The 14,205-nt window shown below is 73.4% G+C and carries 10 protein-coding genes; 4 read left to right on the top strand and 6 right to left on the bottom strand.

Going from position 1 to position 14,205, the window contains the following annotated elements; genetic code table 11:
• Positions 1-154 precede the first annotated feature (154 nt).
• Together ileS and ACGF5G_RS30835 are read right to left on the bottom strand one after the other, a co-directional pair.
• Positions 155-3,298 (bottom strand): isoleucine--tRNA ligase, encoded by a 3,144-nt coding sequence (ileS, locus tag ACGF5G_RS30840; protein WP_393269265.1) that lies wholly within the window; start codon positions 3,296-3,298, stop codon positions 155-157.
• Positions 3,299-3,689: 391 nt separating this feature from the next.
• Positions 3,690-5,246, bottom strand: a complete 1,557-nt coding sequence (locus ACGF5G_RS30835) for an alkaline phosphatase D family protein (RefSeq protein ID WP_393269263.1) — start codon at positions 5,244-5,246, stop codon at positions 3,690-3,692.
• A 211-nt stretch (positions 5,247-5,457) separates the two neighbouring features.
• Here ACGF5G_RS30835 and ACGF5G_RS30830 point away from each other — a divergent pair, with 211 nt between their 5' ends.
• Both ACGF5G_RS30830 and sigJ read left to right on the top strand, forming a co-directional pair.
• Positions 5,458-5,898 carry a carboxymuconolactone decarboxylase family protein gene (locus ACGF5G_RS30830; protein ID WP_393269260.1) on the top strand — a complete coding sequence of 147 codons (441 nt, stop codon included), beginning with the start codon at positions 5,458-5,460 and terminating at the stop codon, positions 5,896-5,898.
• Positions 5,895-6,773, top strand: a complete 879-nt coding sequence (gene sigJ, locus ACGF5G_RS30825; protein ID WP_393269258.1) for an RNA polymerase sigma factor SigJ — start codon at positions 5,895-5,897, stop codon at positions 6,771-6,773. Before ACGF5G_RS30830 ends, sigJ begins: the two co-directional genes overlap by 4 nt.
• A gap of 54 nt (positions 6,774-6,827) precedes the next feature.
• Here sigJ and ndk read toward each other — a convergent pair whose 3' ends face one another.
• Complete coding sequence (ndk, locus tag ACGF5G_RS30820) at positions 6,828-7,253, bottom strand: nucleoside-diphosphate kinase (protein WP_350684456.1); 426 nt, start codon at positions 7,251-7,253, stop codon at positions 6,828-6,830.
• A gap of 143 nt (positions 7,254-7,396) precedes the next feature.
• Between ndk and ACGF5G_RS30815 the strand changes: the two genes are divergently transcribed.
• Positions 7,397-8,770 (top strand): VOC family protein, encoded by a 1,374-nt coding sequence (locus ACGF5G_RS30815; protein WP_393269256.1) that lies wholly within the window; start codon positions 7,397-7,399, stop codon positions 8,768-8,770.
• Positions 8,771-8,829: 59 nt separating this feature from the next.
• On the opposite strand, the gene ACGF5G_RS30810 is transcribed toward ACGF5G_RS30815, so the two are convergent.
• The 3 genes from ACGF5G_RS30810 to ACGF5G_RS30800 are packed head-to-tail and all read right to left on the bottom strand — an operon-like array spanning position 8,830 to position 13,207.
• On the bottom strand, positions 8,830-9,261 hold the full coding sequence (locus tag ACGF5G_RS30810; RefSeq protein ID WP_393269253.1) for a DUF4233 domain-containing protein: 432 nt from the start codon (positions 9,259-9,261) through the stop codon (positions 8,830-8,832).
• Entirely contained in the window at positions 9,258-10,592 is a 1,335-nt protein-coding gene (locus ACGF5G_RS30805) for a bifunctional folylpolyglutamate synthase/dihydrofolate synthase (protein ID WP_393269251.1), read from the bottom strand. The genes ACGF5G_RS30810 and ACGF5G_RS30805 overlap by 4 nt, the downstream gene beginning before the upstream one ends.
• Positions 10,589-13,207: a valine--tRNA ligase gene (locus tag ACGF5G_RS30800; protein WP_393269249.1), complete on the bottom strand. Its 2,619-nt coding sequence runs from the start codon at positions 13,205-13,207 to the stop codon at positions 10,589-10,591. Before ACGF5G_RS30800 ends, ACGF5G_RS30805 begins: the two co-directional genes overlap by 4 nt.
• Before the next feature lie 69 nt (positions 13,208-13,276).
• On the opposite strand from ACGF5G_RS30800, the gene ACGF5G_RS30795 reads away from it, so the two are divergent.
• Positions 13,277-13,960, top strand: a complete 684-nt coding sequence (locus ACGF5G_RS30795; protein WP_393269247.1) for a hypothetical protein — start codon at positions 13,277-13,279, stop codon at positions 13,958-13,960.
• The last annotated feature ends 245 nt before the right edge of the window (positions 13,961-14,205 follow it).

Genomic DNA, 14,205 nt, shown 5'->3' with positions numbered 1-14,205 from the left:
GTGTGCGGGCAGGCGGTGTCACGGTAGCGGACGGGTCCACGTGGTCCCGCGGGGGTGGCGGTGCCGGCCGGCTGGTGAGCGGGCCTGTCGGGCGCAGGCGGGGCCGGTGGTGGCGGCCCGGCGGAGCACGCCGGACCGCCACCGTCTCAATGCCTCATACCCGCCGGACGGCGACCGTCACCCGGTCGCCCTCGCCGACCTCGCCCGTGAAGCCCGCCACCCCGTCGGCGAAGTCGACGGAGTCGGCCAGCACCTCCCGGGCGACGAAGTCCGTGTACCCGGCCACCGCCGCGCGCACCTCCTCGGAGGCCGACAGCAGCAGCGCGATCCGGTCGGAGACGTCCAGGTCGGCGTCCCGGCGGGCCTGCTGCACGACCCGGACGACGTCCCGCGCCAGCCCCTCGGCGGCCAGTTCGGGGGTGACCTCCGTGTCCAGCACGACCACGCCCTCGCCGCCGGGCAGCGGCGCGGAGTGCTCGGCGTCGGCGGCGACCAGGCGCAGCTCGTACTCGCCCTCGGCGAGGGTGACGCCGGCGGCCACCGGGGCGCCGTCGACCAGCTCCCACTCGCCCGCCTTGACCGCCTTGATGACCTGCTGGACCTGCTTGCCGACCCGGGGGCCGAGCGCGCGCGGCACCACCGTCAGCACCTGCTGGCAGTACGCGGACACCTCGCCGGTGAACTCCACCGCCTTCACGTTGACCTCGTCGGCGACCAGGTCGGCGAAGGGCCGCAGCTGCTCCGCCGCCGGGGAGGCGACGGTCAGCTTCGACAGCGGCAGCCGCACCCGCAGCCCCTTGGCCTTGCGCAGCGACAGCGCCGCCGAGGCGACCGCCCGGGTGGCGTCCATCGCGGCGACCAGCTCGTGGTCGGCCGGGAACTGCGCCGCGTCCGGCCAGTCGGCCAGGTGCACCGACCGCTCGCCGGTCAGCCCGCGCCAGATCTCCTCCGCGGTCAGCGGCGCCAGCGGCGCCACCACCCGGCACAGCGTCTCCAGCACCGTCCAGAGCGTGTCGAACGCGTCCGCGTCACCCGACCAGAACCGGTCCCGGGAGCGCCGGACGTACCAGTTGGTCAGCGCGTCCAGGTAGGACCGCACGGTGGCGCAGGCACCGGAGATGTCGTACGCGTCCATCTGCGCACCGACGGTGGAGACCAGCTCGTTCGTCTTCGCCAGCACGTACCGGTCGAGTAGGTGGGTGGAGTCCACCCGCCGCTTCGCCGTGTAGCCGTCGGCGTTGGCGTAGAGCGAGAAGAAGTACCAGACGTTCCACAGCGGCAGCAGCACCTGCCGGACCGCGTCCCGGATGCCCGACTCGGTGACCGCCATGTCACCGCCGCGCAGCACCGGCGAGGACATCAGCATCCAGCGCATCGCGTCCGAGCCGTACGAGTCGAACACGTGGTAGACGTCCGGGTAGTTGCGCAGGCTCTTGGACATCTTGCGCCCGTCGGAGCCGAGCAGGATGCCGTGGCTGAGGCAGTTGCGGAACGCCGGCCGGTCGAACAGCGCGGTGGCCAGCACGTGCATCGTGTAGAACCAGCCGCGGGTTTGCCCGATGTACTCGACGATGAAGTCGCCCGGGTAGTGGTGCTCGAACCAGTCGCGGTTCTCGAACGGGTAGTGCACCTGGGCGAACGGCATCGAGCCGGACTCGAACCAGCAGTCCAGCACCTCCGGCACCCGGCGCATCACGGACTTCCCCGTCGGGTCGTCCGGGTTGGGGCGGACCAGCTCGTCCACCGCCGGCCGGTGCAGGTCGGTAAGGCGTACGCCGAAGTCCCGCTCGATCTCCTCCAGCGAGCCGTAGACGTCCAGCCGCGGGTAGTTCGGGTCGTCGGACTTCCACACCGGGATCGGCGAGCCCCAGAACCGGTTCCGGCTGATCGACCAGTCGCGGGCGTTGGCCAGCCACTTGCCGAACGAGCCGTCCTTGATGTGCCCCGGGGTCCAGTTGATCTGCTGGTTCAGCTCGACCATCCGGTCCTTGAACTGGGTCACCGCGACGAACCACGACGACACCGCCTTGTAGACCAGCGGGGTGTCGCAGCGCCAGCAGTGCGGGTAGGAGTGGGTGTAGGTGTCCTGCTTGAGCACCACCCCCCGCTCCTTCAGCTCCCGGATCACCGGCTTGTTGACGTCGAAGACCTGCTCGCCCTGGTACGGCGGGACCAGCGCGGTGAACCGGGTGTGGTCGTCCACCGTGACGATGGTCGGGATGCCGGCGGCGTTGCAGGTGTTCTGGTCGTCCTCGCCGAAGGCCGGGGCCAGGTGCACGATCCCGGTGCCGTCCTCGGTGGTGACGAACTCCGCGCCGAGCACCTGGTAGGCGTTCGGGCCCGCCTGCTCGACGAGGAAGTCGAACAGCGGGGTGTAGCGGCGGCCGACGAGGTCGCGGCCGGAGACGGTGCCGACCTGCTCGTACCCCTCCAGCTCCTTGGCGTACGCGGCCAGCCGGGCCGCCCCGACGACGTACCGCGCGCCGTCGCGCTCCAGCACCGCGTACTCGATGTCGGGGCCGACGGCGAGCGCGAGGTTGGACGGCAGGGTCCACGGCGTGGTGGTCCAGACGCCGAGCCGCACCGGCCCGCGCACCAGCTCCGGCGCGCTCTCGTCGGGGGTCAACTCGAACCACACCGACAACGTCGGGTCGTGCCGGTCCCGGTAGACGTCGTCCATCCGGGTCTCGGTGTTCGACAGCGGCGTCTCGCAGCGCCAGCAGTACGCCAGCACCCGGAAGCCCTCGTAGACCAGGCCCTTGTCGTGCAGGGTCTTGAAGGCCCACATGACGCTTTCCATGTAGTCCAGGTCGAGGGTCTTGTAGTCGTTGGCGAAGTCGACCCAGCGGGCCTGCCGGGTGACGTAGCGCTCCCAGTCCTGGGTGAACTCCAGCACCGAGGTGCGGCACGCCTCGTTGAACCGGGCCACGCCCAGGTCGAGGATCTCCGCCTTGCTGGTGATGCCGAGCTGCTTCTCGGCGACCACCTCGGCGGGCAGGCCGTGGCAGTCCCAGCCGAAGCGCCGCTCCACCCGGCGCCCGCGCATGGTCTGGTAGCGCGGCACCACGTCCTTGACGTAGCCGGTGAAGAGGTGGCCGTAGTGCGGCAGGCCGTTGGCGAACGGCGGGCCGTCGTAGAAGACGTACTCGTTCTTCCCGTCGGTGCCGGCGGGACGGGCCTCGACGCTGGCCTCGAAGGTCTTGTCGGCCGTCCAGTGCTCCAGGACCCGGCGTTCGACCGCGGGCAGGTCCGGGCTCGCCGGGACGGCGGCGGTCGGGTCGTGCAACGGATAGGCCATCGGGGGTCGCTCTCCTCGCGCAGCTCACGGTCATGTGGGTCTGCGAGGACGAGCCGATCCGGTACGCCGTGCCGGCGCCCCGGGTGGCCCGCGGTACCACCCCGCTTGGCGGTCAGGATCGACCGCCCGCTCGTTGGCCGGCTGTGACGGGCCGGACCCGTCCGGTTCTACTGGGCCGGTCACCCGGCTGTTCTTCCGGAGGCTCGCCGGTGATGGCCGGGTCATCGCCTTACGGCCGTCAAGGTTACCCGACCGCCCGCCGAGATCGCCGCCGAGTAACGGCGGCCGCTCCTCGACACCCGCTGATCCCGCCCGCGTCGACCATGAGGCTGTCGCGGTACCCCCCGGCGGGTGGTGGCGACCGCCTCATGGTCGACTGACGGCGGCGAGGTCAGCGGGTCGGGGCGGGCAGGGTGGTCGTCCAGAGGGAGGCTCCGTCGCGGTCGCGCAGGTGGACGGTGAAGGCGCCGGACGCGCCGTCGACGGCGACCTCGCCGAAGTGCTGGAAGCCCTCGGCCGGGGAGGTGTTGGCCCGCGGCGGGGCGTTGACGAAGACCGCCTTCGGGCCGAACGTGCCGTCCAGGGCGTTCGGGCCGAACGCGCCGGCGTGCGCCGGCCCCGAGACGAACTCCCAGAACGGGGTGAACTCGGCGACCGACGCCCGGGCCGGGTCGTAGTGGTGCGCGGCGGTGTAGTGCACGTCGGCGGTGAGGAAGACGATCCCGGTCACCCCGGCCCGGTGCGCCGCGCCGAGCACCTGCGCGAACTCCAGTTCCCGCCCGGCCGGCGCGCCCGGGTCGCCCTGCGCGACGCCCTCCTGGGCGGCGGCGCCGTCCGGCACCACCAGCCCTATCGGCAGGTCGGCGGCGATCACCTTCCAGGTGGCCCGGGACCGGGTCAGTTCCCGGATCAACCACTCCCGCTGTTCCCGGCCGAGCAGGCCACGCGCCGGGTCGGCGTAGGTGTTGCCGTCGTTGGGATCCTTCCAGGTCCGCATGTCCAGCACGAAGACGTCCAGCCGCGACCCGTACGACATCCGCCGGTACCGCGGCCCGTCGACCGGCGCCGGCAGCCACTCGTCGAACGCCTGCCGGGCCCGGGCGGCGAGCACGTCGACGCGGCGCTCGGTGTACCGCGCGTCGGTCAGGATCTCCCCCGGGTACCAGTTGTTGGTCACCTCGTGGTCGTCCCACTGGTTGATCTGCGGCACCTCCGCCACGAACGCGCGCAGGTGCTCGTCGAGCAGGTTGTACGCGAACTGCCCCCGGTACTCGGCCAGCGTCTCGGCGACCTTGCTCTTCTCCAGGGTGACCAGGTTGCGCCAGACCCGCCCGTCGGGCAGGGTCACCGTCTCGGCGAGCGGGCCGTCGGCGTAGACGGTGTCGCCGCTGCACAGGAAGAAGTCGGGCCGGGTGGCCCGCATGGCCCGGAAGATCGACATGCCGCCGAAGTCCGGGGCGATGCCCCAGCCCTGCCCGGCGATGTCACCGGTCCAGACGAACCGGACGTCCCGGCGATCGTGCCGGTCGGGGGCGGTGGTCAGCGCGCCGGTCACCGGTTCGCTGGCCAGCCCCGGCCGGTCCAGGCTCTCCACCCGGACCCGGTAGTGCAGCCGCTCGCCACCGGGCAACCCGCGCAGCCGCACCTTGCCGGTGAGGTCGCCGGTCGGGTCGAGCACCGGTCCGCGTACCCGCCGGGCGCCGCGGAAGTCCGGCCGGCGGCTCACCTCCACCAGCATCCGGCCGGGACGGTCGGCGCGGGTCCAGACCAGCGCCGAGTCCACGGTCACGTCACCGCTCTGCACGCCGTGGGTGAGCACCGGTCGGCCGGTCGGCCGCCAGGCCGGTGCGGCGGGCGCGGCGGGCGCGCCGAGCAGGGCGCCGCCCGCGACACCGGCACCTGCGATCAGGCCGGCGCGCAGCAACGTACGTCGGTCAAGTTCGGTCATCGTTCCTCCCGGATCGGGGACTGCCCCTGTGGGTCTACCGGGCGGAGATGACCGGCGGCGGCGTGCCGGGTGACCGGGGCCGGAACTCCGGCGGTCCGGGCGGTCCGGGGTGGCCCGGCCGGCATGACCGGCGTCACAGGCCCGGACCGTCACGCCGAGCCCCGGTCGCGTCGTCGTGTCGGTGTCACCACCACGGATCAGGGAGGTTGTCATGCAGCGGATCAACGCGGCCGAGGTGGCTCCGGAGGCGTACCACGCCGTACTGGGGCTGGAGAAGTACGTCCGGGCCAACGTCGACCACACCGTGCTCCACCTGGTGAAGCTCCGGGCGTCGATGCTGAACGGCTGCGCGTTCTGCGTCGACATGCACAGCCGGGACGCGCTCGCCGAGGGCGAGTCGAGCCGGCGGCTCTTCGCGGTCTCCACCTGGCGGGAGGCGCCCTTCTTCGACGAGCGGGAGCGGGCCGCGCTGGCGCTCACCGACGCGGTGACCCGCCTCGGCGAGCACGGGGTGCCCGACGAGGTCTGGGACGCGGCGGCGAAGGTGTGGCCCGAGAAGGAGTTGGTCGACCTGCTGACGGCCATCGCGACAATCAACGTGTGGAACCGCATCGCCGTGACCTGCCGGACCGAACTCCCGACGGACGTGTGACGGTCACCGACGCGACGCAGGCGGCCGGTGCGCTCGAGGCGCACCGGCCGATGCTGCTCGGCCTGGCGTACCGCCTGCTCGGCAGCCGGCACGACGCGGAGGACGTGCTCCAGGAGGCGTACCTGCGCTGGCTGGGGGCGGACCGGGCGGCGGTCGCCGAGCCGCGCCGCTACCTGTCCCGGGTGGTCACCCACCTGGCGCTGGACCGGCTGCGCGCCCGCCGGGCCGCCCGGGAGACGTACGTCGGGCCGTGGCTGCCCGAGCCGGTGCCGACCGCGCCGTCACCGTTCGGGCCGCTGGACTCCGTCGAGCTGCGCGACTCGCTCTCCACCGCCCTGCTGCACCTGCTGGAACGCCTCACCCCGCCGGAGCGCGCGGTCTACGTGCTGCACACCGCCTTCGACCTGCCGTACGCCGAGATCGCGGAGATCCTGGACCGGTCGGTGGCGGACTGCCGGCAGCTGCACCACCGGGCGGTGGCCCGGATCGGGCAGGACCGGCGGCGGTTCACCGCCGGCCGGGCCGAGCAGGAACGGCTGTTGGACGCCTTCCTCGCCGCCGCCCGCGACGGTGACCTGGCCGCGTTGACCGGGCTGGTGGCGAGGGACGCCACCGCCTGGACCGACGGCGGCGGCCGGGTCAAGGCGGCGCGCAACCCCGTCACCGGCGCGGACCGGGTCGCCCGCTTCTTCGCCGGCCTGTTCGGCCCGGGCCGACACTTCACCGCGCGCCGGCTGGAACTCAACGGCCAGCCGGCCGTCCTGATCATCCGCCCCGACGGCGGCAGGTACGCGCTGACCCTGGGCGCGGCCGGCGGCCGGATCACCGGGTGCTACGTGGTCGGCAACCCGAACAAGCTGCCGTGGACGCCCTGACCGGACGGTCGTGCCGGATCCGGCACGACCGCTGCTCGCGGCGTCGGTCGGCCGTCAGCCCAGCTCGGGGAACCAGAGCGCGATCTCCCGCTTCGCGCTGTCCGGCGAGTCGGAGGCGTGCACCAGGTTCTCGCGGTTGGACAGCGAGAGGTCGCCGCGGATCGTGCCGGCCGCCGCCTTGCGCCCGTCGGTCGACCCGACCAGCCCCCGCACCACGTCGATGACCTGGTCGCCGGAGAGCACCAGCGCCACCAGCGGGCCGCCGGTCATGAAGTCCTTCAGCGGCGGGTAGAACGGCTTGTCCACGTGCTCGGCGTAGTGCTCGTCGGCCAGCGCGGCGTCCATCGTCCGGGACACCATCGCGTCGATCCGCAACCCCTTGCGCTCGAAGCGGGAGATCACCTCGCCGACCAGCCCGCGGCGGACCGCGTCGGGCTTGATCAGTACGAGGGTGCGCTCATCGGGGCTGCTGCTGGACACGCTGGGTTCCTCCTGTGCGCGGAAGGCGGCCGGGCTGGGTACGGTCAGCCTAGCGACCCGGTCCCGGCGCCGGCGCGGCGGCCGGTCTTTCCCCCGGCGGCCGATCCGGCCTAGCCTGGCCCTTGACCCCCGGGAGGTCCACAGTGGCGAATGGCGGGAACCGGCCCATCGCGCCGGTACGCAAGCTGATCGCCGCGGTGCTCGGCACCGTGGCCACCTTCGTGATCCTCTTCGGGCTGGGCATGACCAGCTGGGCGATCGTGGCGCTCGGGGTCGCCCTGCTGGTGCTGGCCATCGCGCTGGCCACCGTGCGCGGCGGCGGGCGCACCTGGGTGGTCGGCGTGGGCCACGTGCACAGCGCCTCCGAGCCACCCACCCAGTACGCCTTCGGCCGCTGCGAGCTGCAACTGGTGATCGACGCGCCCGGCTTGCCGCCGCGGTCGAAGAAAATCATCGAGCCGCGGGTGCCGGTGGCGAAGTGGCCGTCGCTGGGGCAGACGCTGCCGATCCGGGTGGCCCTGGACGACCAGCGGCACGTCCGGGTGCTCTGGGACGAGGTGCCCACCCACGCCGAGTCCGCCGCCACCGTCGCCGCCGACCTCCCGCCGGAGTACGCGGGCCCGGATCCGCTGGACGACGTGCTGCTCCAGCAGGAGGCGCCGCCGTGGGCCGACCGTGCGCCGGACGACGACTTCCGGGACGACTTCCGCGAGCCGCTGGGCGATCCACTCGGCGATCCACTCGGCGATCCACTCGGCGGGGAGCCCGCCAGGCGCCCGGAGGAGCGCGAGCCCGTCGTGGTGCACCAGCGCCCCGGCGGGCCGGTCGTGCTGGAGGGCACCCTCGTCGAGCAGTCCACGACCGGCACCCTGCCACGCCGGGCCACCCCGACGCCCCGCCCGCCGGCCGAGGAGCGGTTCGACCCGCCCGCCCCGGCCGGCGGGCGCACCGACCCGCCCGCGCCGGCGGAGCCGCTCGACCCGCTCGACCTGCCCCTGGACGACCCGATCCCGCCCCGGGACCGGGCGCGCGAGGGGCGGATCAGCCCGGAGGAGCTGGACGAGGCGATCTTCGGCCGCGAGGCGACCACCGGCGCCGACGACGGGACCGCCGGGGTCGTGGAGGACGAGGACGACCTCGGCGCGCCGATCGCCGGGGTGGGCCTGACGCTGCTGGTCACCGACCTGCCACGCTCGCTGGCCTTCTACCGGGACCTGGGCTTCACCGAGGTCGACCGGGGCTCCGGCAACGCCGTCCTCGCCTCCGGGACGACCCGGCTGGTGCTGCGGGAGGTGACCGAGGCGGCGCCGATCAGCCGCCGCCTGGTGCACGTCAACCTCGAGGTGGACGACATCGACTCCGCGTACGAGCGGCTGCGCGGGTCCGGCGTCCGGTTCACGTACGCCCCCCGGGTGGTCAACCGGGGCACGAAGCTGGAGGTGTGGGCGGCCGCGTTCCGCGACCCGGACGGCCACGGCATCGCCCTCACCCAGTGGCGCGAACGCGCCGAGGCCTGACCCCGCCGACGGGCTGACGGTGGCGGGCCAGCCCGTCAGCCCGTCAGCCCGTCAGCCCGTCAGCCGAGGATGACCCGGCGGACGTGCAGGGCGTAGGCCCAGACCAGGGCGAAGACGACGCCCAGCGCGAGCAGCGACCAGTGCAGCAGGCCGGCCAGCATCAGCAGTCCCTGCAGGGCGGTGCCGGCGTGCCAGGCCCACGGCCGGCGCATCATGCCGGCCAGCAGCACCGCCGCCACGGCCAGCGCCAGGACCGCACCGATCGCCGCGCCCCCCAGGTCGCCGCCGACCATGCGGATCGGCTGGATGGCCAGGACCAGCACCAGCGCCTCCAGGATCAGCGTCCCGGCCCCCAGCCCGCGCACCGCCCGCTCCGGGTTCCGCAGCCCGGACCGTCGCGGCCCACCCGCCGACGGACGGCCCGGGTCGCCCCCGGCGGCCGTGCCCTCCGGGCGGTCGTCGCCCGCGGTGCCCCGCACCGGGCCGGTCATCGCTTCAGCAGCCGGCGGGCGTCGGCCACGGTCACCACCGATCCGGTGACCAGCACCCCGACCCCGCTCAGCTCCCCCGGTACGTCCTCCTCGGCCATCGCCACCGCCGTCTCGATCGCGTCCGGCATCTCCTCGGCGACCTCGACCCGGTCGGGGCCGAAGACCTCGGCGGCCAGCGCGGCGAGTTCCCGGGCCGGCATCGCCCGGGGCGAGCTGTTCCGGGTCACCACGACCTGGTCGACCACCGGCTCCAGCAGTTCCAGCAGGCTGGCCGCGTCCTTGTCGCCGAGGACGCCGACGACCGCCACCAGCTTGCTGAACGCGAACTCCTCCTGCAGCGCGGTCACCGTGGCGGCCATGCCGTGCGGGTTGTGGGCGCCGTCGAGCAGAATGGTCGGCGCGCTGCGTACCCGCTCCAGGCGGCCGGGCGAGGTGGCCGTGGCGAACCCCTCCCGGACGGTCTCGACGTCGAGCTGGCGCTTCGCGCCGGCGCCGAGGAACGCCTCCACCGCCGCCAACGCCACCGCCGCGTTCTGCGCCTGGTGGGCGCCGTGCAGCGGGATGAAGACCTCCTCGTAGACGCCGCCGAGGCCCTGCAGGGTGAGCACCTGCCCGCCGACGGCGACCGCCCGCCGGAGCACCCCGAACTCGGAGCCCTCCCGGGCGATGGTCGCGCCGACCTCGGCGCAGCGTTCCAGGATCGGCCGGGCCGCCTCCTCCTCCTGCGCGGCGGAGATGACCGTCGCGCCGGCGTGGACGATGCCCGCCTTGGCCAGCGCGATGTCCTGGATGGTGTCGCCCAGCCACTCGGTGTGGTCCAGCCCGATCGGGGTGAGCACGCACACCCCGGCCTGGATCACGTTGGTCGCGTCCTCGGCGCCGCCCAGGCCCACCTCGACCACCGCCACGTCCACCGGGGCGTCGGCGAACGTCGCGAACGCCAGCGCGGTGGTCATGTCGAAGTACGTCAGCGGCTCCGCCGAACGCTCGTCCACCAGCCGGGCCAGCGGCTCGACCTCCCGGTACGTGGCGGTGAACCGCTCCTCGCCCACCGGCTCGCCATCCAGGCTGATCCGCTCCCGGACGGTCTCCAGGTGCGGGCTGGTGTAGCGGCCGGTGTGCAGCCCGAACGCCCGCAGCAGCGAGTCGATCATCCGGGCCGTCGAGGTCTTGCCGTTGGTGCCGGTCAGGTGGATCGACGGGTACGCGCGCTGCGGGCTGCCGAGCAGGTCCAGCAGCGACTCGATCTTGTCCAGCTCGAAGGCCATGCGGGTAAACCCGCGGCCCGCCAGCTCGGCCTCGACGGCGGCGAAATCGGTGCGGTCGGTCACGAGGACAGCGCCTCCAGAGCGGCGTCGATGCGGACCAGGTCGGCCTCGGCGACGGCGAGGCGGTCGCGGATCTTGGCGACCACCGGTTCCGGCGCCTTGCCGACGAACGCGGGGTTGTCGAGCTTGGCCCGGGCCTGCGCGGCCTCCTTCTCGGCGGCCGCCCGGTCCTTGGTGAGCCGGGCCCGCTCGGCGGCCACGTCGATCGACCCCCGGGTGTCCAGGGCCACGCTCACCTCGCCGGGCATGGCGAGGGTCGCGCTGGCCTGGAAGCCGTCGCCGGCCGCGTCCAGCCGCACCAGCGACCGGATGAGCGGCTCGTGCGCGGCGATGCCCGCGGCGGCCAGGCCGTCGAGCCGGGCGGCGACCCGCTGCGTCGGGCGCAGCCCCTGGTCCGAGCGGAACCGCCGGATCTCGGTCACCACCCGCTGGACGGTGCCGACCTCGGCCTCCGCGGCGTCGTCGACGAGGGTACGGTCGGCCGCCGGCCAGGTGGCCGTCATCACCGTCTCGCCCCCCGTGAGCGCGATCCACAGTTCCTCGGTGACGAACGGGATGATCGGGTGCAGCAGCCGCAGCAGCTGGTCCAGCACGTGCCCGAGCACCCGGCGGGTGGCCTCGGCGGCCGCGCCCCCCTCGGCGAGCACCGGCTTGGTCAGCTCCACGTACCAGTCGCAGACGTCGTCCCAGGCGAAGTGGTACAGCAGGTCGCACACCTTCGCGAACTCGTACGCCTCGAACTGCTCGTCCACCTCGGCGGTGACGTGCGCCAGCCGGGACAGGATCCACCGGTCGACGGTCGAGAGCCGCTCGGCGGCCGGCAGCGGGCCGTCGGTGTGCGCGCCGTTCATCAGCGCGAAGCGGGTGGCGTTCCAGAGCTTGTTGCAGAAGTTGCGGGAGCCCTGGCACCACTCCTCGCTCACCGGCACGTCCTGCCCGGGGTTGCCACCCCGGGCCAGGGTGAACCGGGTGGCGTCGGCGCCGAAGCGGTCGATCCAGTCCAGCGGATCGACCACGTTGCCGAACGACTTCGACATCTTCTTGCCGAACTGGTCGCGGACCATGCCGTGCAGGGCCACCACGTCGAACGGCTGCCGGCCGTCCATCGCGTACAGGCCGAACATCATCATCCGGGCGACCCAGAAGAAGAGGATGTCGTAGCCGGTGACCAGGACACTCGTCGGATAGAACTTCGCCAGGTCAGGCGTCTGCTCGGGCCAGCCGAGCGTGGAGAACGGCCAGAGGGCGCTGGAGAACCAGGTGTCGAGGACGTCCTCGTCCTGACGCCAGCCGTCCCCGGCGGGCGGCTGCTCGTCCGGGCCGACGCACACGACCTCGCCGTCCGGGCCGTACCAGACGGGGATGCGGTGGCCCCACCACAGTTGCCGGGAGATGCACCAGTCGTGCATGTTGTCGACCCAGGCGAAGTACCGCTTGGCCAGCTCGGCGGGTTCGATCCGCACCCGCCCGTCGCGCACGGCGTCGCCGGCGGCCTTGGCCAGCGGCGAGGTGTTCACGAACCACTGCAGCGACAGCCGCGGCTCGACCGTCGTACGGCAGCGCGAGCAGTGGCCCACCGCGTGCACGTACGGGCGCTTCTCCGAGACGATCCGGCCCTGCTCGCGCAGCGCCGCGACGATCGCGGGGCGCGCCTCGAAGCGGTCCAGGCCCTCGAACGGCCCCGGCACGGTGATCACGCCGCGCTCGTCCATCACGGTGAGCGCGGGCAGGTCGTGGCGCTGGCCGATCTCGAAGTCGTTCGGGTCGTGCGCCGGGGTCACCTTCACCATGCCGGTGCCGAAGGACGGGTCGACGTGCGCGTCGGCCACGATCGGGATGCGCCGCCCGGTCAGCGGCAGCTCGACCTCGGTGCCGATCAGGTGCTGGTAGCGCTCGTCGTCCGGGTGCACCGCCACCGCCGTGTCGCCGAGCATCGTCTCCGCCCGGGTGGTGGCGACCACCACCTCGTCGCTGTAGCGGATCGAGACCAGCTCGCCGTCGTCGTCGGTGTGCTCCACCTCGATGTCCGAAAGGGCGGTCAGGCACCGGGGGCACCAGTTGATGATCCGGTTGGCCCGGTAGATCAGGCCGTCGTCGTACAGCTTCTTGAAGATCGTCTGTACGGCGCGCGACAGCCCCTCGTCCATCGTGAAGCGCTCGCGGTCCCAGTCGACGGAGTCGCCGAGACGGCGCATCTGACCCAGGATGGCGCCGCCGGACTCGGCCTTCCACTGCCAGACCCGTTCGACGAACTGCTCCCGCCCCAGGTCGTGCCGGGACAGGCCCTGGCCGGCGAGCCGCCGCTCCACCACGTTCTGCGTGGCGATGCCGGCGTGGTCCATGCCCGGCAGCCAGAGCGCCTCGTAGCCCTGCATCCGCTTACGCCGCACCAGCGCGTCCTGCACCGTGTGGTCGAGGGCGTGGCCCATGTGCAGGGAGCCGGTGACGTTCGGCGGCGGGATGACGATGGTGAAGGGGGGCTTGTCGCTCTCCGCCGACGCCCGGAAGTGGCCGGCGGCTACCCAGTGCTCGTACCGTCGCTGCTCTACCTCGCCCGGCTGGTACTGGCCGGGCAGGGTCGGGGCGTCGGGGCGTCGGGCATCCAGTCTCTCGGTCACCCCGAAAGTCTACGGAGGGCTTCTCCGGACCCGACGTGCGCCACCTGCCGTTCGCGTACGGTGTCGGCTATGTCCGACGCACATCTCACCGAGCGGCCGGTCAACGACGGCTCCGAGCCGATCGACCTGACCGACGAGCCCATCCAGCTCAGCAACCGGGACCCGGAGCACGCCACCGGGCGGCGGGCGGGGCGGTCGCGGCGCCGGCGGGTGGCCTGGGCCGTGGCGGCGCTGGTCGGGCTGGCGGGCGCCGCCACCATCGGTACGGCCGGATGGCGGGTGGCCCAGCAGAAGGACGCGGACCTGACCACCCCGGACCGGGTGGCGGGACTGGTCCGGGACAACAGCGAACGGGCCCGCAGCACGTCGGACTACCTGCGCAGCGGCTTCGCCGCCGACATCGACCTGGACAGCAGCTTCGGCACCGTCTACCAGGACCCGGCAGACGACAAGCGCTCGGTGCTCGTCTTCGGCGGCACGACGCTGCTCTGGCAGCCGGAGCGGGACCTGGACAGCCTGTTCGGCCTGCTGACCGACGAGACCGGCAAGGTGACGGGGCTGCGGGAGGTGCCCGCGGGCCGCCTGGGCGGCGTGATGAAGTGCGGCACCACCAGCGGCGACGGCGGCGACTTCGCCGTCTGCGGGTGGGCCGACCACGGCAGTGTCGTGATGGCGATGTTCCCCGGCCGCTCCGTCGACGACGCCGGCGGGCTGTTCCGCGAGATGCGCGAGGAGATCCAGACCCGCAAGTGACGCTCGCCCCGCCTCCTTGTCCGGTTGTTGGTAGCTGAGGTGGGGGGTTGGGTGCTGCCTGAGCGTTTGTTGCGGTGTCAGGTGGGTGGGGGGGGTGGGGGCGGGGCGGGCCCCCCCCCCCCCCCCCCCCCAAAAAACCCCCCCCCCCCCCCCCCCCCCCCCCCCCCCGGCCCCCCCCCCCCCCCCCCGGGGCCCCCCCCCCCCCCCCCCCGCCCCCCCCCCCCGAACCCCCCCCCCCCCCCAAA

It is taken from the genome of Micromonospora sp. NPDC047730 (assembly GCF_043204765.1).
GTDB lineage: Bacteria > Actinomycetota > Actinomycetes > Mycobacteriales > Micromonosporaceae > Micromonospora.
This window is presented reverse-complemented; position numbering and strand designations above follow the sequence as displayed.